This window comes from Streptomyces sp. NPDC060209 (genome assembly GCF_042728155.1).
Classification (GTDB): domain Bacteria; phylum Actinomycetota; class Actinomycetes; order Streptomycetales; family Streptomycetaceae; genus Streptomyces.
The window spans coordinates 1-17,600 of sequence record NZ_JBHWZS010000178.1; the positions used below are offsets into that span (position 1 = coordinate 1).

The 17,600-nt window shown below is 71.0% G+C and carries 19 protein-coding genes; 11 read left to right on the forward strand and 8 right to left on the reverse strand.

Going from position 1 to position 17,600, the window contains the following annotated elements; all coding sequences use genetic code 11:
• Positions 1-71: 71 nt before the first annotated feature.
• Positions 72-491 (reverse strand): Fur family transcriptional regulator, encoded by a 420-nt coding sequence (locus tag ACFWFI_RS27995; protein ID WP_014154175.1) that lies wholly within the window; start codon positions 489-491, stop codon positions 72-74.
• 157 nt (positions 492-648) lie between these two features.
• On the opposite strand from ACFWFI_RS27995, the gene ACFWFI_RS28000 reads away from it, so the two are divergent.
• Positions 649-2,121: a catalase gene (locus ACFWFI_RS28000; RefSeq protein ID WP_387395248.1), complete on the forward strand. Its 1,473-nt coding sequence runs from the start codon at positions 649-651 to the stop codon at positions 2,119-2,121.
• Positions 2,122-2,223: 102 nt separating this feature from the next.
• On the opposite strand, the gene ACFWFI_RS28005 is transcribed toward ACFWFI_RS28000, so the two are convergent.
• Positions 2,224-2,625, reverse strand: coding sequence for a CBS domain-containing protein (locus tag ACFWFI_RS28005; protein WP_387395250.1), 402 nt, complete (start codon positions 2,623-2,625; stop codon positions 2,224-2,226).
• A 229-nt stretch (positions 2,626-2,854) separates the two neighbouring features.
• Positions 2,855-3,655 carry a histidinol-phosphatase gene (hisN, locus tag ACFWFI_RS28010; RefSeq protein WP_387395252.1) on the reverse strand — a complete coding sequence of 267 codons (801 nt, stop codon included), beginning with the start codon at positions 3,653-3,655 and terminating at the stop codon, positions 2,855-2,857.
• A 150-nt stretch (positions 3,656-3,805) separates the two neighbouring features.
• Between hisN and ACFWFI_RS28015 the strand changes: the two genes are divergently transcribed.
• Positions 3,806-4,420, forward strand: a complete 615-nt coding sequence (locus ACFWFI_RS28015; RefSeq protein WP_387395254.1) for a TetR/AcrR family transcriptional regulator — start codon at positions 3,806-3,808, stop codon at positions 4,418-4,420.
• On the opposite strand, the gene ACFWFI_RS28020 is transcribed toward ACFWFI_RS28015, so the two are convergent.
• The 4 genes from ACFWFI_RS28020 to ACFWFI_RS28035 form a co-directional block, all read right to left on the reverse strand.
• Positions 4,350-4,673: a DMT family transporter gene (locus tag ACFWFI_RS28020; protein ID WP_014154170.1), complete on the reverse strand. Its 324-nt coding sequence runs from the start codon at positions 4,671-4,673 to the stop codon at positions 4,350-4,352. The two genes, ACFWFI_RS28015 and ACFWFI_RS28020, sit on opposite strands and share 71 nt — an antisense overlap.
• Positions 4,674-4,801: 128 nt before the next feature.
• Positions 4,802-5,818: a ribosome small subunit-dependent GTPase A gene (rsgA, locus tag ACFWFI_RS28025; protein WP_387395256.1), complete on the reverse strand. Its 1,017-nt coding sequence runs from the start codon at positions 5,816-5,818 to the stop codon at positions 4,802-4,804.
• A gap of 4 nt (positions 5,819-5,822) precedes the next feature.
• Positions 5,823-7,202: a 3-phosphoshikimate 1-carboxyvinyltransferase gene (aroA, locus tag ACFWFI_RS28030; RefSeq protein WP_387395258.1), complete on the reverse strand. Its 1,380-nt coding sequence runs from the start codon at positions 7,200-7,202 to the stop codon at positions 5,823-5,825.
• 114 nt (positions 7,203-7,316) lie between these two features.
• Entirely contained in the window at positions 7,317-8,030 is a 714-nt protein-coding gene (locus tag ACFWFI_RS28035; protein ID WP_387395260.1) for a M50 family metallopeptidase, read from the reverse strand.
• 74 nt (positions 8,031-8,104) lie between these two features.
• On the opposite strand from ACFWFI_RS28035, the gene ACFWFI_RS28040 reads away from it, so the two are divergent.
• The 9 genes from ACFWFI_RS28040 to ACFWFI_RS28080 all read left to right on the forward strand — a co-directional run bounded on the left by ACFWFI_RS28040 (position 8,105) and on the right by ACFWFI_RS28080 (position 16,372).
• The gene (locus tag ACFWFI_RS28040; protein ID WP_387395262.1) at positions 8,105-8,920 is read left to right on the forward strand and encodes an SOS response-associated peptidase; all 816 of its coding nucleotides are present in this window, start codon (positions 8,105-8,107) and stop codon (positions 8,918-8,920) included.
• A 17-nt stretch (positions 8,921-8,937) separates the two neighbouring features.
• Positions 8,938-9,591 carry an alpha/beta hydrolase family protein gene (locus tag ACFWFI_RS28045; RefSeq protein WP_387395264.1) on the forward strand — a complete coding sequence of 218 codons (654 nt, stop codon included), beginning with the start codon at positions 8,938-8,940 and terminating at the stop codon, positions 9,589-9,591.
• A gap of 301 nt (positions 9,592-9,892) precedes the next feature.
• The gene (locus ACFWFI_RS28050; protein WP_187281824.1) at positions 9,893-10,549 is read left to right on the forward strand and encodes a sigma-70 family RNA polymerase sigma factor; all 657 of its coding nucleotides are present in this window, start codon (positions 9,893-9,895) and stop codon (positions 10,547-10,549) included.
• Positions 10,546-10,866, forward strand: a complete 321-nt coding sequence (gene rsrA, locus ACFWFI_RS28055; RefSeq protein WP_387395266.1) for a mycothiol system anti-sigma-R factor — start codon at positions 10,546-10,548, stop codon at positions 10,864-10,866. The genes ACFWFI_RS28050 and rsrA overlap by 4 nt, the downstream gene beginning before the upstream one ends.
• Positions 10,867-11,006: 140 nt before the next feature.
• Complete coding sequence (locus ACFWFI_RS28060) at positions 11,007-12,395, forward strand: HD-GYP domain-containing protein (RefSeq protein ID WP_387395268.1); 1,389 nt, start codon at positions 11,007-11,009, stop codon at positions 12,393-12,395.
• Positions 12,392-13,639 carry an HD-GYP domain-containing protein gene (locus tag ACFWFI_RS28065; protein WP_387395270.1) on the forward strand — a complete coding sequence of 416 codons (1,248 nt, stop codon included), beginning with the start codon at positions 12,392-12,394 and terminating at the stop codon, positions 13,637-13,639. The genes ACFWFI_RS28060 and ACFWFI_RS28065 overlap by 4 nt, the downstream gene beginning before the upstream one ends.
• Positions 13,640-13,730: 91 nt before the next feature.
• Entirely contained in the window at positions 13,731-14,723 is a 993-nt protein-coding gene (locus tag ACFWFI_RS28070; protein ID WP_387395273.1) for a tetratricopeptide repeat protein, read from the forward strand.
• An 81-nt stretch (positions 14,724-14,804) separates the two neighbouring features.
• Positions 14,805-15,443, forward strand: coding sequence for a peptide deformylase (def, locus tag ACFWFI_RS28075; protein WP_387395275.1), 639 nt, complete (start codon positions 14,805-14,807; stop codon positions 15,441-15,443).
• Positions 15,444-15,634: 191 nt separating this feature from the next.
• Positions 15,635-16,372 carry a D-Ala-D-Ala carboxypeptidase family metallohydrolase gene (locus ACFWFI_RS28080; RefSeq protein WP_387395277.1) on the forward strand — a complete coding sequence of 246 codons (738 nt, stop codon included), beginning with the start codon at positions 15,635-15,637 and terminating at the stop codon, positions 16,370-16,372.
• A gap of 22 nt (positions 16,373-16,394) precedes the next feature.
• Here the strand turns inward: ACFWFI_RS28080 and ACFWFI_RS28085 are convergent, their stop codons facing one another.
• Positions 16,395-17,369 (reverse strand): GlxA family transcriptional regulator, encoded by a 975-nt coding sequence (locus tag ACFWFI_RS28085; RefSeq protein WP_387395279.1) that lies wholly within the window; start codon positions 17,367-17,369, stop codon positions 16,395-16,397.
• Between the last annotated feature and the right edge of the window lie 231 nt (positions 17,370-17,600).

The window sequence follows — 17,600 nt, forward strand, 5'->3', positions numbered from 1 at the left end:
CCGGGCGTCTGTCGTATGCCCGTGCAAAGGCCGTCGGCGCCCGCGGCGGCCGCCCGGCGTGGCGCGTGTCCTCAGGCCGTGGCGGCGCAGTTCGGGCAGATGCCGCGATACGTCACCTCGACGTCCGAGACGGTGAAGCCGAAGCGCTCGTCGTCCGGCAGGTCCGCCATCGGATTGCCCGACGGGTGCACGTCCCGGATCGCTCCGCAGCGCCCGCACACCAGGTGGTGGTGGGGGCGGTGGGCGTTCGGGTCGTACCGCTTCGCCCGGCGGTCGGTGGAGACCTCGATGACCTCGCCGAGGGACACCATCTCGCCCAGCGTGTTGTACACGGTGGCGCGGGAGATCTCGGGCAGTCGCTCGACGGCCCTCGCGTGGACCTCGTCCGCCGTCAGGTGCACATGGTCCCCCTCGAGAACCTCGGCCACCACGCGCCGCTGTGCCGTCATGCGCCAGCCGCGTCCACGAAGTCGTTCCAGGAGGTCACTCATGAGGCCCAGCCTAACAGTGGGAAGGCGAAGTCCCGAATGGGTGTGACTTTAGAAGGCTGCTTGACTTGGACAAAGTCCATTGTAGGATCGGTGACGTATTGGCCAAGGACAGGCTGCGGCCGAGAACAGGCTGCGCAGGGAACGACGCTGCGCAGGAATGACGCAGGAGGCGCGCGTGACTCAGGGACCGCTCACCACGGAGGCCGGCGCTCCGGTAGCCGACAATCAGAACAGCGAGACCGCTGGCCCGGGTGGACCGGTTCTCGTCCAGGACCAGGCGCTTCTCGAGAAGCTGGCCCACTTCAACCGCGAGCGCATCCCGGAGCGCGTCGTGCACGCCCGCGGGGCCGGTGCGTACGGCACCTTCACGCTGACCCGGGACGTGTCGCGGTGGACCCGGGCGAAGTTCCTCTCGGAGGTCGGCAAGCAGACCGAGACCTTCCTGCGCTTCTCCACCGTCGCGGGCAACCTCGGCTCCGCCGACGCGGCCAGGGATCCCCGCGGGTGGGCGCTGAAGTTCTACACCGAAGAGGGCAACTACGACCTCGTCGGCAACAACACCCCGGTGTTCTTCATCAGGGACGCCATCAAGTTCCCCGACTTCATCCACACCCAGAAGCGCGACCCGTACACCGGCTCGCAGGAGGCGGACAACGTCTGGGACTTCTGGGGTCTGTCTCCCGAGTCCACGCACCAGGTGACCTGGCTCTTCGGTGACCGGGGCATCCCGGCCTCGTACCGTCACATGAACGGCTACGGCTCGCACACGTTCCAGTGGAACAACGAGGCCGGTGAGGTCTTCTGGGTCAAGTACCACTTCAAGACCGACCAGGGCATCAAGAACCTCACCACCGAGGAGGCCGTCCGCCTCTCCGGTGTCGACCCGGACAGCCACCAGCGCGACCTGCGCGAGTCCATCGAGCGGGGCGAGTTCCCGAGCTGGACCGTGCAGGTGCAGATCATGCCGGCGGCCGAGGCGGCGGAGTACCGCTTCAACCCGTTCGACCTCACCAAGGTGTGGCCGCACGAGGACTACCCGCCGATCGAGATCGGCAAGCTGGAGCTCAACCGCAACCCGGAGAACGTCTTCGCCGAGGTCGAGCAGTCGATCTTCAGCCCGGCGCACTTCGTGCCGGGCATCGGCCCGTCCCCGGACAAGATGCTCCAGGGCCGTCTCTTCGCGTACGGCGACGCCCACCGCTACCGCGTCGGCATCAACGCCGACCACCTGCCGGTGAACCGCCCGCACGCCACGGAGGCGCGTACCAACAGCCGTGACGGCTACCTCTACGACGGCCGTCACAAGGGTACGAAGAACTACGAGCCGAACAGCTTCGGCGGCCCGGCCCAGACGGACCGGCCGCTCTGGGAGCCCGTACCCGTCACGGGCGGTACGGGCAACCACGAGGCGCCGCTCCACGCCGAGGACAACGACTTCGTGCAGGCCGGCAACCTCTACCGACTGCTGTCCGAGGACGAGAAGGCCCGGCTGATCGACAACCTCGCCGGCTTCATCTCCAAGGTCTCGCGCGACGACATCGCCGAGCGCGCGGTCAGCAACTTCCGTCAAGCCGACGGAGACTTCGGCAAGCGGCTGGAGGTCGCGGTCCAGGCCCTGCGCGGCCAGTAGCCCTTGTCGTCGGCGGTGGGCCGGATTCCCCGGGTTGTCCGGGGGTCCGGCCCGCGGTCGTTCGCGGGGCCGGAGGTGCCCGCCACCCCGGGCGGGCCGGGGTCAGAGGGTCAGGCCGGCGGCGTGCCTCCTGGCCGGCGCCCAGCACCTGATGATGTCGCGCACGGAGACGATCCCTACCGGGCCGTCGCCGTCCAGCACGATCAGATGCCGGAAGCCGCCGTGCGTCATGGCCTCCGCGGCCTCCGCGAGGGTCCAGGAGGGAGCGGCGAAGACCACGTCGGTGGTCGTGTGGGTGGAGGCGGTCTCGACATCGGGATTCAGCCCGGCGCCGACCGCGTCGAGGATGTCGCGCTCGGTGAGGATGCCGAGACCGCAGGTGTCCGGGTCGTGGACGACGGCCGCTCCGATACGTCGGGCCGACATCAGCCGGGCCGCCTGGCGGAGCGTATGGGCCGGGCCGATGGTGAGGACCAGGGTGCTCATGGCGTCGCGGACAAGCATGTGCGGAGCCGCCTCCTTCGAGAAGTGACCTGCGAAGCGGCCTTCGTGAGGCAATTCACAAGTTCACAAGTGGGGGGACTCTCAGAGTCGCACCCAGGAGGGGACTGGACAAGGGGGCGTGCGCCGACGCCTGGGGCCTCTCGTCCCGAAGGCCCTGGGGTCTTTCGCTTGGATCAGGCCGGATCAGGCACCAGGGCACGCGAGTCCGGCAAGATCCGAACGGGAGGCCCTAGTAGCGCTGGTTGAGATAGCCGAGCAACTCGTGGTGCAGCAGCCCGTTGGACGCCGCCGCGTTGCCACCGCCCGGGCCGGAGACCCCGTCCAGGCTGGTGAACTGCCCTCCGGCCTCCTGGACGATGATCGCGTTCGCCGCCATGTCCCACAGGGAGAGCTCCGGCTCCGCACAGATGTCCACCGAGCCCTCGGCGACCATCATGTACGGCCAGAAGTCCCCGTACCCGCGGGTCCGCCAGCAGGCACGCGTCAGATCCATGAAGCCGTCGAGCCGGCCCTGCTCCTCCCAGCCGGTCATCGAGGCGTACGCGAACGAGGAGTCCGCGATCCGCTCGACCTTCGACACGTGCAGCCGCGTCGCGGACGTCAGGCTGCGGCCGGAGAAGGCGCCGGCGCCCTTGGCCGCCCACCAGCGGCGGTTCAGCGCGGGGGCCGACACCACGCCGACCACCGGCTGGAAGCCGTTCTCGCCCGCCTCCATCAAGGAGATCAGCGTCGCCCAGACGGGGACGCCCCGTACGTAGTTCTTGGTGCCGTCGATCGGGTCGATGACCCAGCGCCGTGGACCGGTGCCCTCGATCCCGTACTCCTCGCCCAGGATCGCGTCGCGCGGGCGCGCCCGGTGCAGGTGCCCGCGGATCAGCTCCTCCGCGTGTTTGTCGGCCTCGCTCACCGGGGTCATGTCCGGCTTGGTCTCGACCTTGAGGTCCAGAGCCTTGAACCGGTCCATCGTCGCCGCGTCGGCGGCGTCCGCCAGAACGTGGGCCAAGCGCAGATCATCGTGGTAATCGGGCATGCCGTCACAGTATCCACAGCCACCCGCCCGGGCTACACGGCCCCGGTGGGGCTGCCGCCCCACCGGGCGGTCCCGGCGGTGCGCGGACCCTTGACAGTGCCCCTGAGCGCGTCAACTCTGATGCGCAGGTCCCCGGCGTGGGAGGCGACGATGCCATCGGCGCGAGAAGCACTGCTGGACTCCGCACACTCGGCGTTCTCCACGCTGCCCTGGACGGCCGTGCGCATGGTCGACGTGGCGGCCGGGGCAGGGGTCTCCCGGCAGACCCTCTACAACGAGTTCGGCAGCAAGGGCGGTCTGGCCCGCGCGCTGATCCGGCGCGCGGCCGACGGCTATCTGGCCGGGGTGGAACAGACGCTCGGCGACCACCGGACCAGGGGGGAGGGGCCGGCGGAGCTCGCTCGCTGGACGGTCCGGGCGGCCCGCGCGGACGTCCTGGTCAAGGCGCTGCTCACGGGGGTCTGGGGAGACCACCTACCCGGACCGGGAGACCCTCCCACCGGGCGGCGGACCGATGCGGCACTGCCCACGCCCACGGAGCTGCTCACCCTCGTCAGGGACCGGGCCGTGGCCGCGCTGGAGGGAGGCCCTGAGCCGCGCGACCCCGCGCAGCTCGAACTGGCCTGCGAGATCGCGCTCCGGCTCGCGCTCTCCTACACGCTGGTGCCGGCGGACTCCGTGCCGGCCCCGGAGCTCACTGCGCCGAACCGGACAGCTGCAGACCGATCACGCCGACGATCACCAGCGAGATCGACACCAGCTTGAGCGTGGAGACCACGTCGTCGAGGAAGACCATCCCGTAGATCGCCGTCCCCGCCGCTCCGATGCCGGTCCACACCGCGTAGGCCGGACCGACGTCGAGTTTCTTGAGGGCCAGAGTGAGCAGACCGAAGCTGCCGAGGGCGAACGCACAGAAGGCGACAGTCGGCCAGAGCCGGGTGAATCCGTGCGAGAGCTTCAGACACACGGCGAAGCCGGTCTCGAGCAGTCCAGCGACCACGACCAGCAACCACGCCATCGTCAGGTGCCTCCCACGTAGGTGACGCTTCGTCTCGCTTGCGCGATTATGCCCTTACCAGCCGTGGGAGCCCGCAAACGTGCGCGAGTCGGGACAGCCCGGCGTCCGCCGCCGCGCCGCGCCGTGACTCAGTCGCCCTCGCGCCGCTCCCGGGTCGCGAGCAGCCTTCGCAGCGAGTCGAGCCGTGCCGGATCGGCGTGCCCCTCCGTGACCCACGCGTCCAGCGCGCACTCCGGCTCCTGCCCGTCATGGGTGCAGCCGCGCGGGCAGTTCTCCGTGCCCGGCTGAAGATCGGGAAAGGCGTTGATGACCCGCGAGGGGTCGACGTGGTGCAGTCCGAACGACCGTACGCCCGGGGTGTCGACCACCCAGCCGCGGCCGTCCGGCAGCGGCAGCGCGAGAGCCGACGTGGTGGTGTGCCTGCCACGCCCCGTGACGGCGTTGACCACCCCGGTCGTCCGCCGCCGGTCCTTCGGCACCAGAGCGTTGACCAGCGTCGTCTTGCCGACCCCGGAGTGGCCGACGAAGGCGGTCACCCGGTCGTTCAGCAGCTCCCGCACCTGGTCGGCGGCGTCCCCGTTCTCCAGCTCCTCACGGCTGGTCACGATGTAGGGGACACCCAGCGGGGTGTACGCCTCCAGGAGCTTGTCCGCCGAGGCGAGATCCGACTTGGTCAGCACCAGGAGCGGGGTGAGCCCGCCGTCGTACGCCGCCACCAGGCAGCGGTCGATCATGCGAGGGCGCGGTTCGGGATCGGCGAGCGCGGTGACGATGGCCAACTGGTCGGCGTTGGCGACGACCACCCGCTCGAAGGGGTCGTCGTCGTCCGCCGTGCGGCGGAGCACCGACGTGCGCGCGCCGATCCGCACGATCCGGGCCAGGGTGTCCTTGTCGCCGGAGAGGTCACCGACGATGGAGACCCGGTCGCCCACCACGGCGGCCTTGCGGCCCAGTTCACGGGCCTTCATGGCCGTCACCGTGCGGTCGTCGACCAGGCAGGTGAGCCTGCCCCGGTCGACGGTGAGGACCATGCCGTCCTGGGCGTCCTCGTGCTTGGGGCGTGTGTGAGTACGGGGCCGGTTGCCCTTGGGGTTGGGGCGGACGCGGATGTCGTCCTCGTCAGGGTTCTTCCCGTAGCGGCGCATGCCCTCAGACCCCGTGGCTTCCCGCGGAGGCCCCGAGCGCTCCGGGCGAGACGCCGACGGCACCGGAGGGTTCCCCGAGCATGCCGGTCCACATGTCCGGGAAGTCCGGCAGGGTCTTGGCCGTCGTACCGACGTTCTCGATCTCCACCCCGGCCACGGCGAGGCCGATGATCGCGCCCGCGGTGGCCATCCGGTGGTCGTCGTAGGTGTGGAAGATGCCGCCGTGCAGCGGACGGGGCCTGATCCGCAGGCCGTCGGCGGTCTCCGTGACGTCGCCGCCGAGACCGTTGATCTCCTTGGTGAGCGCAGCGAGCCGGTCCGTCTCGTGCAGTCGCAGGTGGGCGACACCGCTCAGGGTGGACGGGGAGTCCGCGAGGGCGGCGAGGGCCGCGATGCCCGGCGTCAGCTCACCGACCTCGCTCAGGTCGACGTCGATGCCGTGGACCGAACCCGAGCCCGTGAAGGTGAGACCGCGCTCGGTCAGCTCGCATGCGCCACCCATTGCGGTGAAGATCTCGCGCAGCGCGTCACCCGGCTGGGTGGTCCGCAGCGGCCAGTCGGGGACGGTGACCCGGCCCCCGGTCACCAGCGCGGCGGCCAGGAACGGCTGAGCGTTGGAGAGGTCGGGCTCGACGGTCAGATCGCGGCCCAGCAGAGCGGAGGGGGAGACCCGCCAGACATCGGGCTCGCCGCCCGACTCCGGCTCGTCCACCTGGGCGCCGACCGAGCGCAGCATGTCGACGGTCATCCGGATGTGCGGCATCGAGGGCAGGGCCGAGCCGGTGTGGCGCACTTCCACACCCTGGTTGAACCGGGGCGCGGAGAGCAGCAGGGCGGAGACGAACTGGGAGGACGAGGAGGCGTCGATGGCCACCGGGCCGCCGTCCAGCGCGCCCGCGCCGTGCACGGTCAGCGGCAGTGTTCCCCGGCCGTCGTCGTCGATCCGGGCGCCCAGGGACTTCAGCGCGTCGATCACGCCGTGCAGGGGCCGCTCGTAGGACCGCGGGTCACCGTCGAAGTGGACGGGGCCGTCCGCGAGACAGGCCACGGGCGGCAGGAAGCGCATCACCGTTCCCGCGTTGCCGACGTCCACCCTGGCCGGACCGTGCAGACCGGCGGGGATGACCCGCCAGGCCTCGCCCGAGCCGTCCGGGCCCACGCCCTCCTCGATGCCGACGCCCATCGCGCGGAGCGCCTGGGCCATCAGGAGGGTGTCGCGGGAGCGCAGCGGACGGCGCAGCCAGCCCGGCTCGGAGGACAGCGAGGCGAGGACGAGGGCGCGATTGGTGACCGACTTCGATCCGGGCACGGTGACGGTCGCGTCGACGGCCCCGGTCGCTCGAGGGGCAGGCCAGAGGGCGGGGTGCACGGAACTTTCGGTCATGCCCCTCACTTTAGTGGCTCACCGCAATCCCAGATCCTGAACAAAAGGGCCGAAACCGGGGCGTAATACAAGGGTGGTACGGGCGGACCGCCGCCCACGCCCGATCACGCGCCCTCACAGTCCGAGGAGCCAGCGCCCGCCGCCGATCAGCGAGGAGAGCGACACCGCGTGGAACAGGAAGAGCCAGATCGCGGCCGGCGCGTGCGTCAGCCGGGCGAGCTGGTCGGCGTCGGAGTCGGGGGCGCCGCCGTACCTGCGCTTGGACTGCAGCTCGAACGCCGGGCGCACGCCGCCGAGCAGCAGGAACCAGACCACGGTGTACGCGAACGCCGACTGGACGTCGGCCGAGGTCAGCCAGGACACCAGCAGGAAGGCCGTACCCGTGAGGATGACCGTCAGCGCCCCGTACAGGTTGCGGATCATCACCAGCATCACTGCCAGGAGTGCCGTCGCCAGCCACAGGAGCAGCGTGATCCGGCCGTTGGTCAGCAGCCAGGCGCCGCCCAGTCCGAGCAGCGGCGGCGCCGTGTAGCCGGACGCCGCGGTGAGGATCATGCCGATGCCGGTGGGCTTGCCGCGGCTGACGGTGAGGCCGCTGGTGTCCGAGTGCAGCCGGATACCGGAGAGCTGGCGTCCGGTGAGCAGGGCGACCAGTCCGTGCCCTCCCTCATGGGCGATGGTGATCGCGTTGCGGGAGAGCCGCCATATGAGGTTCGGCACGACGGCGACCAGCGCGACCGTGGCCGTGACCACCACCAGCCACTGCTCGGGAGCGGGCTGGGTTCCGAAGACGCGATCCCACAGATCGCCCAGGTCGGTGCTGTCCATGGTGCGGGCGGCTCCTTGAGGTGCTTGAGGGATCGGCATCCACTCGACTGGCGGGTCGTGGCAGTCTGGCACTTATGTGCGGACGGTATGCAGCGAGTCGGCGGCCAGAAGATCTGACCGGACTCTTCGGTGTGGAGAAGTGGGAACCCACGGAGACCTTGGAGCCCGACTGGAACGTCGCGCCGACCAAGGAGGTCTACGCGGTTCTGGACCGTCCTGTGAAGGACGCAGACGATCAGCGTCCGGTTCGCCAGTTGCGCGCCCTGAAGTGGGGGCTCGTGCCGTCCTGGTCGAAGTCGCCGGAGGGCGGCGCCCGAATGATCAACGCCCGAGCGGAGACGGTCCACGAGAAGCCGTCCTTCCGTCGCCCCTTCGTGTCGAGGCGCTGCATCCTGCCCGCTGACGGCTACTACGAGTGGGTCACGGGGGCCGACGAGCGGCAGCTGGAGGAGAAGGTGAAGAAGAAGCGGCCCCGTAAGCAGCCGTACTTCGTGACGCCTGCGGACGGCTCCGTCTTCGCGATGGCCGGCCTGTACGAGTTCTGGCGCGACCGGACACTCCCCGACGACCACCCGCAGGCCTGGTGGGTGACCTGCTCGGTGATCACCACCGAGGCGGAGACGGCCCCCCTGGCAGTGGCACCCGCCGAGGGGCCCGCCTCGCTCTCCGACATCCACCCCCGGATGCCGCTGATGCTGACCCCGGACCGCTGGGACGACTGGCTCGACCCCTCGCGCACCGACGTCGAGGAGCTGAAGGCGCTGCTGGAGCCGCCGCCCGGCGGGCTGATGCGGGCCTATCCGGTGGCCACCGCCGTCAGCAACGTGCGCAACAACGGCCCGGAACTCCTGGAGGAGCTCGCCGCGCCGGAGGTGGGCACGCTCTTCTGACCCGGCAGGATGGTGCTGTGAGCCGTACGACAGGGACAACGCGGAAGACGGAGAACGTCGGCACCGACGCCGGAGAGGCCAGGATCACCTGGCTCCCCGCGAAGGGGGCCCGGCTGGTGCTTGCCGTCAGCCATGGCGCCGGCGGCGGCATCGAGGCCCGTGACCTCCAGGCCCTGGCCGCCGTGCTGCCGGGCCATCGGGTGACCGTGGCCCTGGTGGAGCAGCCGTGGCGGGTGGCCGGGAAGAAGCTGGCTCCGGCGCCCCGGACGCTGGACACCGGCTGGCGGGGACTGTGGCCGGCGCTGACGGCTCCGGGGCTTGCGGTCGTCGCGGGGGGCCGCAGCGCGGGGGCCCGGGTGGCCTGCCGCACGGCGGCGGAACTCGGCGCCCGCGCGGTGCTCGCCCTCAGCTTCCCGCTGCACCCCCCGGGCAAGCCGGAGAAGTCCCGCGCGGACGAGCTGCTCGGCGCGGGCGTGCCCACCCTCGTGGTGCAGGGCGGCCGGGATCCGTTCGGGCGGCCGGAGGAGTTCCCTCCGGGTGGGCACGGGCTCGTCGAGGTGCCGTACGCGGATCATGGCTTCGCCGTACCGAAGAAGGCGCCGCTGACCCAGGACCAGGCGATGGACGTCCTCACCGGAGCGGTGGCCGACTGGCTGGACGGGCTCGCCTGAAGACGTGGACCCGCTCACACTCCCCGCGCGCGGGCCCCGGGAATGCGCCGTGCTGAGCGGCTGTTGTGGCTGGTGTCGGTACAGCAACGTCGTACGTGGAGAGGGAGTCCGTCGCATGGGTTCGACCATCTGCCCGAGCCGCTCGAACGCCGCAGAGCTGGAGTGGACGGTGCTTCACGCGGCCAAGAGCACTCCGGCGCGCGCCCCGGGCGGAACCGATCGACAGCCCGCGCGGAAGCAAGGTCGACTATTCTCCGATGCGAGCGGGTCCGGTTTCGGCTCCGCCACATCGTTGGAGGAGGTGGGTCCGGTCACTGGGACCGACACAGGGACCGACGACGGCCGTGCGCAGGAGACGACTGCCGAGCGCAACGCCCGCTTCGAGCGGGACGCCCTCGGATATCTGGACCAGATGTACTCGGCCGCCCTGCGCATGACGCGCAATCCCGCGGATGCCGAGGACCTGGTCCAGGAGACGTACGCGAAGGCGTACGGGTCCTTCCACCAGTTCCGTGAGGGCACGAACCTCAAGGCCTGGATGTACCGCATTCTCACGAACACCTTCATCAACTCGTACCGCAAGAAGCAGCGCGAACCCCAGCGGAGCGCCGCCGAGGAGATCGAGGACTGGCAGCTGGCGCGTGCGGAGTCGCACATGTCGACCGGTCTGCGCTCGGCGGAGTCCCAGGCACTCGACCACCTGCCGGACTCCGATGTGAAGTCGGCGCTGCAGTCGATCCCCGAGGAGTTCCGCATCGCCGTGTATCTCGCCGATGTAGAGGGCTTTGCCTACAAGGAGATCGCGGACATCATGGGGACACCCATCGGTACGGTGATGTCCCGGCTGCACCGGGGACGCCGTCAGCTGCGCGGCATGCTGGAGGACTACGCGCGTGAGCGCGGGCTCGTCCCGGCCGGAGCCGGTGAGTCGGACGACACGAAAGGCTCGGCCTCATGAGCTGCGGAGAGCCGCACGAGACGGATTGCTCAGAGGTTCTCGATCATCTCTACGAGTTTCTCGACCATGAGATGCCCGAGGGCGACTGCACCAAGTTCGAGGTGCATTTCGAGGAGTGCTCTCCGTGCCTGGAGAAGTACGGCCTGGAGCAGGCCGTGAAGAAGCTGGTCAAGCGTTGCTGCGGACAGGACGACGTCCCGGCCGACCTGCGCTCGAAGGTGATGGGGCGGATCGACCTGATCCGTTCGGGGCAGGCCGTGCCCGGGCAGGACGTGGCCATGGGCGGCGCCGACCGTCCGGCCGCCGCCGCCGAGTGACAACCCTCCACCGCATGCGCTGAGCACCGAACCCCGGTCGTGTCACCCGAATGTGCTAATCCGGCTCGTTCGGGCCCTGATCAACCCCCAACTCGCTAGCCTGGCGCCTCCATCGACCAGGCTGGGGGCGGGCGGTACAGGTGAGGGGCACACCGGGGGCGGCGCGCGTCCACATCCTGTGCGCGGCCGTCTGCGCCGCGGTCTGCGCCCTTCCCGCACTGTCCCCCGGGGCCTCCACCCCCTGGGGCACACTCGGCCTGCTGGCCGCGCTCTACCTGGCCTGTGAACTCCCCGGCCGCTGCCGCGTCCTCGGCAGCTCCGTGCCGATCGGTGCCGGATCGTTCTTTCCCCTGCTGCTCGCGGCGGCTTTCCTGCTGCCGCCGTCCGCGGCCGTTCTCGTCGCCGTGCCCGGGGCACTCGCGGGCCGTGTGGACCGGCCGCCCGCCGCGGCCCGTCGTGTCTGGCGGGCCGCCCAGCTCGCCCTGACCGTGGGGGCGGCCTCATGGATCTACGGGCTCCTGGACGGCCCCGCCACGCTCGGCGGCGCCTCGGGAGGCGCCGTGCCCGACCTTCCCTACGCTCTCCTGCCGGCCTGCGCGACAGCGCTCGTCTTCAGCCTCGTGCTGGCCGCGCTGGACGGCGGGATCCTCGTCACGGCCGAGCGCGTGGCCGTCAGGCACGCCTGGCGCGGGCTGCCGGCCCGTTCCGTGGGACCGCACCTGGTGCACGCGCTCGCGGGGCTGATGATGGCCGTCCTGTGGCGCAGCTCCTACGGGCCGTTGTCCGCGCTGGTCGTCCTGCTGCCGATGTACATCTCCTGCTGGGTCTTCGCGCAGTACCACCGTCAGCACGCCGCCCACCGCGCCACCATCAGGGCGCTCGTCCAGGCGGTCGACATCAAGGACGGGTACACCCGTGGGCACAGCGAGCGGGTGGGCCGTGCCTCCGAGCTGATCGCCCGTGAACTCGGTATGGAGGAGAGCCGGATGGAAGCTCTCCGCTTCGCCGGCATCCTGCACGACGTCGGCAAGCTCGGTGTCCCGACGCGGGTCCTGCGCAAGGACGGGCCGCTCACCCCGGAGGAACGGCGTGTCATCGAGCTGCATCCGGAGTACGGCCACGAGATCGTCCGGGGGATCGGCTTCCTCGACGAGGCGCGCGCCGCGATCCTGCACCATCACGAGCGGCTCGACGGGAGCGGTTATCCCTACGGCCTCGCCGGTGACAGCATTCCCGAGTTCGCCCGGGTCGTCGCCGTCGCGGACGCCTTCGACGCGATGACCTCGACGCGCTCCTACCGGCGCGGGCGGCCCGTCCCCGCGGCCGTCGAGGAGCTGCGGCGCTGCGCCGGGAGCCAGTTCGACCCGCGCATGGTGCGAGCGCTGGCGCGTGCCCTGGACCGCCACGGGTGGTCCGCCGCGGCCAACACGGTCACCTCGGACGAGGAGCCGGCAGGACTGCCGAGGCAGCGGGCGGGGGCACGGCCGCCCGCCACCGGGTCCGCGGACCGGCCGGGACAGCCACGGTGACCCGGGCCCACCCGCCGCCGACCGTCCTCGCGGTCCGCGGCGCGGCACTGCTGCTCGCGGCCGTCGCGCTCGGGCACACCCTGTGGAACGGCGTCGTGGAGCCCGGCCATGCCCTCGCCTTCGGAATCCTGGTCACCGTCGGTGAGCTGGCCCGCTGGGGCGCCCTGCCCGGTGAGCGGGAGCCCGCACCGCTGGGGGCGGCCGGAGCACTCGCGTACGCACTGCTGGGACGCAGCGGCGGACAGGACACGGCGCACGGGATCCTCCAGGTGGTCACCGTCGTAGTCGCCGCGCAGCTGCTCGCCTCCGTGCCCCATATGGCGCGCGGCAGCGGCCCCGGGCCCGACCAGGCGGCCCGCCGCGTGCTGGCCGTGGCCTTCGCCGCCCTGTGCTTCCAGCCGCTGCACCATTCGGGCCGGTCGGAACGCTGGTTCGGCGAGGGGCCGTATTTCGCGCTCTTCCTGCTGGTGCTGCTGGTTCTCACCGCTCTCTGCGACGCCGTACTCGCGGCCGTGACGGCAGGGACGTCCCGTCCGTACGGGCCGCAGCTCCGCGACGAGCTCCGCACGCTCAGCGGCATCGGCTCGGCTGTCGGCGCGACCGGAGCCGTGATGGCGCTGGGGGTCGCTGTCGCGGGGCTGTGGGCCCTGCCCGTCCTGTGCGTCCCGCTGCTGCTCACCCAGGTGTCGTTCCGCCGGTACGCCGCCGTCCGCACGACGTACCGGCAGACCATCGCGTCGCTGGCCCGGTCCACGGAGATCGCGGGCTACACCCCGCACGGGCACGCCCGCAGGGTGGCCGAACTGTCGACGGCCGTCGGGCGGGAGCTGGGGCTCGCCGGCCCCGAGCTGACCGTGCTCGAGTACGCGGCGCTGATGCACGACATCGGCCAGCTCTCCCTGGTCGACCCGGTGGCCGACGGGGCGACCGTCGTACTCCCGGCGGCCGAGCAGCGCCGGATCGCCCTGCTCGGAGGGGCGGTGGTCCGCCAGACCGGTGTGGATCCAGCGGTCGCCGTGGTGGTGGAGCAGCAGGCGGATCCGTACAGGGAACAGCAGACCGCCGCCAGGATCGTCCGTACGGTCAACGCGTACGACGACCTGTGCGGGGAAGGCGTCAAGGGGCCCCTGGGGGCTCTGGAGCAGCTCAGGCTCGGCACCGGCCGCGACTACCAGCCACAGGTGGTGGAGGCACTGGCCAGAGTCCTGGCGCGGGGCGGTCTGACCCCGGTCGGGGCTGGGTAACCCATGGGTAATGAGCGAGCGTCCGGCCGGGCATGGTTGGATGCGAAGGAGAGCGGAAAACGAGGGTGTCCAGTCGGGACAGGCGGGAATCGTGAGGATCTTCGGGAAGGTACGGCATCGGCCGTCCGCCTCTTGGCGGCAGGCCACGGACCGCGCGTTCACGCTGATCGGCGACGGCCGGTACGAGGACGCGGGGGCGCTGCTGACACGCGCGGCGGACCTGGAGCCCTGGCTCTCCGAGTCCTGGTTCAATCTCGCGCTGCTGCACAAATTCCGGCACGACTGGGAACAGGCGAGGGCCGCGGGCCTGCGCGCCGTCGCCCTGCTCGACCGGGGGTCCGGAGCTCCGGACTGGTGGAACGTCGGGATCGCCGCCACCGCACTGCAGGACTGGCCACTGGCGCGCCGGGCCTGGCAGGCCTACGGGCTGAGGGTGCCGGGTACCGGCCAGCACAACGCGGCGGCCAACAGCGAGCCCACGGGCATGGAGCTGGGCAGCGCGGCCGTGCGGCTCTCGCCCGAGGGCGAGGCCGAGGTCGTCTGGGGCCGCAGGCTGGATCCGGCACGGATGGAGGTGCTGTCGATCCCACTGCCGTCCTCGGGGCGGCGCTGGGGCGAGGTCGTCCTTCACGACGGGGTGCCGAACGGCGAGCGGGTCACGGCTGCCGGGCCGTCGTACCCGGTCTTCGACGAGATCGAGCTGTGGGCGCCCTCTCCCGTCCCCACGTGGGTGGTGCTCCTGGAGGCCGCGACCGAGACCGACCGGGACGCGCTGGAGCAGCTGGCCTCCGATGCCGGATTCGCCGCCGAGGACTGGTCGTCCTCCGTGCGGCTGCTGTGCCGCGCCTGTTCGGAGAGCCGGATGGAGAGCGACGAGGGTGACGGCGAGCACCTGGACCCGCACGACCACAGCGAGCCGGGCCACCCCGGGCCCCTGGGCCACCGCACCGCCGGTGACCTGTGGGTACCGGAGCGTGAGTGCGGCATAGCGGCCCCCGCCGGGCTGGTGCGCGGTCTGCTGGACGGCTGGGTGGCCGACAGCCCGGACAGCCGCGAGTGGCGGGATCTGGAAGAAGTCTGCTGAGCGGTGCCCGTAGGCTGTACGGGCACCGATTCCGGTGCGGGTACTCACGGGTTCAGGCTTGCAGGAAGGCGTACGGCGGACATGTCGCAGCAGGAGACGGACGAGCAGACCGGTGTGGACGACGAGGGATTCCTCGTGGACACCGAGGACTGCGAGGCGCGCGAGGCGGCGCACCGGGAGCGCGGCACGTCCCGCCCGATCACGGTGGTCGGCAACCCGGTCCTGCACAAGGAGTGCAGGGACGTCACGGAGTTCGACGACGGGCTCGCGCAGCTGATCGACGACATGTTCGCCAGCCAGCGGACCGCGGAGGGCGTGGGCCTGGCCGCCAACCAGATCGGTGTGGACCGCAAGGTCTTCGTCTACGACTGCCCGGACGACGACGGGGTCCGGCACGTCGGCGCGATCTGCAACCCGGTGCTGGACGATCTCGCTCCGGAGCAGCGCAACCTCGACGACTCCAACGAGGGCTGCCTCTCCGTGCCCACGGCGTACGCCTCGCTCGCGCGTCCCGACTACGCGGTCGTGCGTGGCCAGGACGCCCAGGGGAACGCGGTGAAGGTGCGGGGCAGCGGCTACTTCGCGCGCTGCCTCCAGCACGAGACCGACCACCTCTACGGCTACCTGTACATCGACCGGCTCTCGAAGCGGGACCGCAAGGACGCGCTCAAGCAGATGGCCGAGGGCACCGCGCGCTACGAGGTCGTCCCGAACGACTGATCTCCGTACGGAGAGGGGCCCCGCCGCCGGCGGGGCCCCTTCCTGTGCCCGGCTTGTTGCGCGGTGGTGCGGGAGCGACGAGGAGGCTTCGTCGACGAGCGTTCTCCGGGGCGTAGTTGACGCGCGTCGACCCGTCCGCCAGGCTCGTCCCCACGCCTCACCTCTATGCCTCACCGTGCAGGGAGATCCCCATGCTCAGACGTACCGCACGATTGCTGCTCGGCCTTGTCATGACCATGGCTTTCGCCATCGGCGGTGCCGTCGTCACCGCAGGGACGGCGCAGGCCGACGGCTGCTACACCTGGAGCCGCACACTGTCGGCCGGCGCCACCGGTGCCGACGTCACCCAGCTCCAGATCCGGGTGGCCGGCTATCCGGGATACAACTCCGTGCTGGCCATCGACGGCTCGTACGGCCCCGCCACCACGGCAGCGGTCAAGCGTTTCCAGTCCGCGTACGGCCTCGCCGCCGACGGAGTCGCCGGAGCGGCCACGCAGTCCAAGCTCTACGCGCTGCAGGACGACGACTGCACTCCGATCCACTTCACCTACCCCGAGCTCAACAAGTGCAACAGCACCTGGGCGGGCGGAGCGGTGGCCGCGGGCACGGCCAAGGCCAATGCCCTGAGCAGCATGTGGAAGCTGGAGGCCCTGCGGCACGCCCTGGGTGACCAGTCCCTCCGTGTCACCAGCGGCTTCCGGTCCACCTCCTGCAACTCGGCGGTCGGCGGAGCCACGAACAGCCGCCATCTGTACGGCGACGCCGTCGACCTGGGTGCCGGACCGCACTCGCTGTGCACCATCGCCCAGCAGGCCCGCAACCACGGCTTCAACGGGATCCTCGGCCCGGGTTACGCCGGCCACAGCGACCACATCCATGTGAACCAGGGGCCGAGCCACTTCTGGTCGGCCTCCGGCTGCGGCATCTGACGGAACTCCGGGGGCCGCCCGGTCAGGCCGCCTCGGTCATGCCGGCCGGCCCCCGGAAGGTGCGGCGGTACGCGTTCGGAGTCGTGCCCAGTGAACGCACGAACTGATGACGCAGCGCCGCCGCGTTCCCGAAGCCGGTCCTTCCCGCGATCGTGTCCATGGTCTCGTCCGAGGTCTCCAGCAGGTGCTGCGCCAGCAGCACTCGCTGCCGGAGCAGCCAGCGGTAAGGGGTCGTGCCGGTTTCCTGCTGGAACCGGCGGGCGAAGGTCCGGGGCGACATGTGGGTCTGGGCGGCCAGCTGTTCGACGGTCATCTCCTGGTCGAGATGGCGCTCCATCCAGGCGAGGGTCTCGCCGACCGTGTCGCACCGGGTGCGGGGCAGCGGACGCTTGATGTACTGCGCCTGGCCTCCGTCCCGGTGCGGAGGGACCACCATGCGGCGGGCGATGGCGTTCGCGACGTCGGGGCCGTGCGCCTGGCGGACCAGGTGCAGGGCGGCGTCGATCCCGGCGGCCGTACCCGCCGACGTGATGATCGGCCCCTCGTCCACGTAGAGCACGTCCGGCTCCACATGGGCCTTCGGGAAGCGGCGGGCGAGCTCGTCGGCGTGCCGCCAGTGGGTGGTGCAGCGGCGGCCGTCCAGCAGCCCGGCAGCACCGAGGACGAAGGCGCCGGAACAGACGCTCAGGACCCGCGCGCCGCGCTCCACGGCCCGGCGCAGGGCGTCCAGGACCTCCTCGGGGTACGTCCGGTCGATGAAGTGGCTCCCCGCGGGTACGGCGATGAGGTCGGCCTCCTCCAGGCGGTCGATCCCGTAGGGGGTGCTGATGGAGAACCCGGCGTGCGTCCGGAGCACCGGGCCTTCGGCCGACACGACGGCGAAGTCGTTGACGGGGAGCCCCTCGTCGGAGCGGTCGAGTCCGAACACCTCGCACAGGACGCCGAGTTCGAAAGGGTTGACCTCGTCGAGCAGCAGGGCGGCGACATTCTTCAGCATGACGTCAGTGTGGCAGCAATTCGATGGTGTGTGACAGTCCTGCCACTGCCGGAATTCCGTCGCACGGACGACAGTAGAGCCATGAACACATTCCTGAACTACCTGTCCATAGCCGCACTTTTCGCCCTCGTCCTGCTGCCCGCGGTCCTGGGGCTCGCGCGGGAGCGCCGGATCGACCGCGAGCTGCGGGACGCGGCACGCCGCCGGGAGGAGCTACCCCCGGCAACGGCG

Coding starts and splice junctions, on each gene's coding strand:
- ACFWFI_RS28080 (WP_387395277.1), top strand. CDS start 15,635: ATGCTCAGACGTACCGCACGATTGCTGCTCGGCCTTGTCATGACCATG.
- ACFWFI_RS28000 (WP_387395248.1), top strand. CDS start 649: ATGACGCAGGAGGCGCGCGTGACTCAGGGACCGCTCACCACGGAGGCC.
- ACFWFI_RS28020 (WP_014154170.1), bottom strand. CDS start 4,673: ATGGCGTGGTTGCTGGTCGTGGTCGCTGGACTGCTCGAGACCGGCTTC.
- ACFWFI_RS28005 (WP_387395250.1), bottom strand. CDS start 2,625: ATGCTTGTCCGCGACGCCATGAGCACCCTGGTCCTCACCATCGGCCCG.
- ACFWFI_RS28040 (WP_387395262.1), top strand. CDS start 8,105: ATGTGCGGACGGTATGCAGCGAGTCGGCGGCCAGAAGATCTGACCGGA.
- ACFWFI_RS27995 (WP_014154175.1), bottom strand. CDS start 491: ATGAGTGACCTCCTGGAACGACTTCGTGGACGCGGCTGGCGCATGACG.
- rsgA (WP_387395256.1), bottom strand. CDS start 5,818: ATGCGCCGCTACGGGAAGAACCCTGACGAGGACGACATCCGCGTCCGC.
- ACFWFI_RS28085 (WP_387395279.1), bottom strand. CDS start 17,369: ATGCTGAAGAATGTCGCCGCCCTGCTGCTCGACGAGGTCAACCCTTTC.
- ACFWFI_RS28035 (WP_387395260.1), bottom strand. CDS start 8,030: ATGGACAGCACCGACCTGGGCGATCTGTGGGATCGCGTCTTCGGAACC.
- rsrA (WP_387395266.1), top strand. CDS start 10,546: ATGAGCTGCGGAGAGCCGCACGAGACGGATTGCTCAGAGGTTCTCGAT.
- ACFWFI_RS28015 (WP_387395254.1), top strand. CDS start 3,806: ATGCCATCGGCGCGAGAAGCACTGCTGGACTCCGCACACTCGGCGTTC.
- def (WP_387395275.1), top strand. CDS start 14,805: ATGTCGCAGCAGGAGACGGACGAGCAGACCGGTGTGGACGACGAGGGA.
- aroA (WP_387395258.1), bottom strand. CDS start 7,202: ATGACCGAAAGTTCCGTGCACCCCGCCCTCTGGCCTGCCCCTCGAGCG.
- hisN (WP_387395252.1), bottom strand. CDS start 3,655: ATGCCCGATTACCACGATGATCTGCGCTTGGCCCACGTTCTGGCGGAC.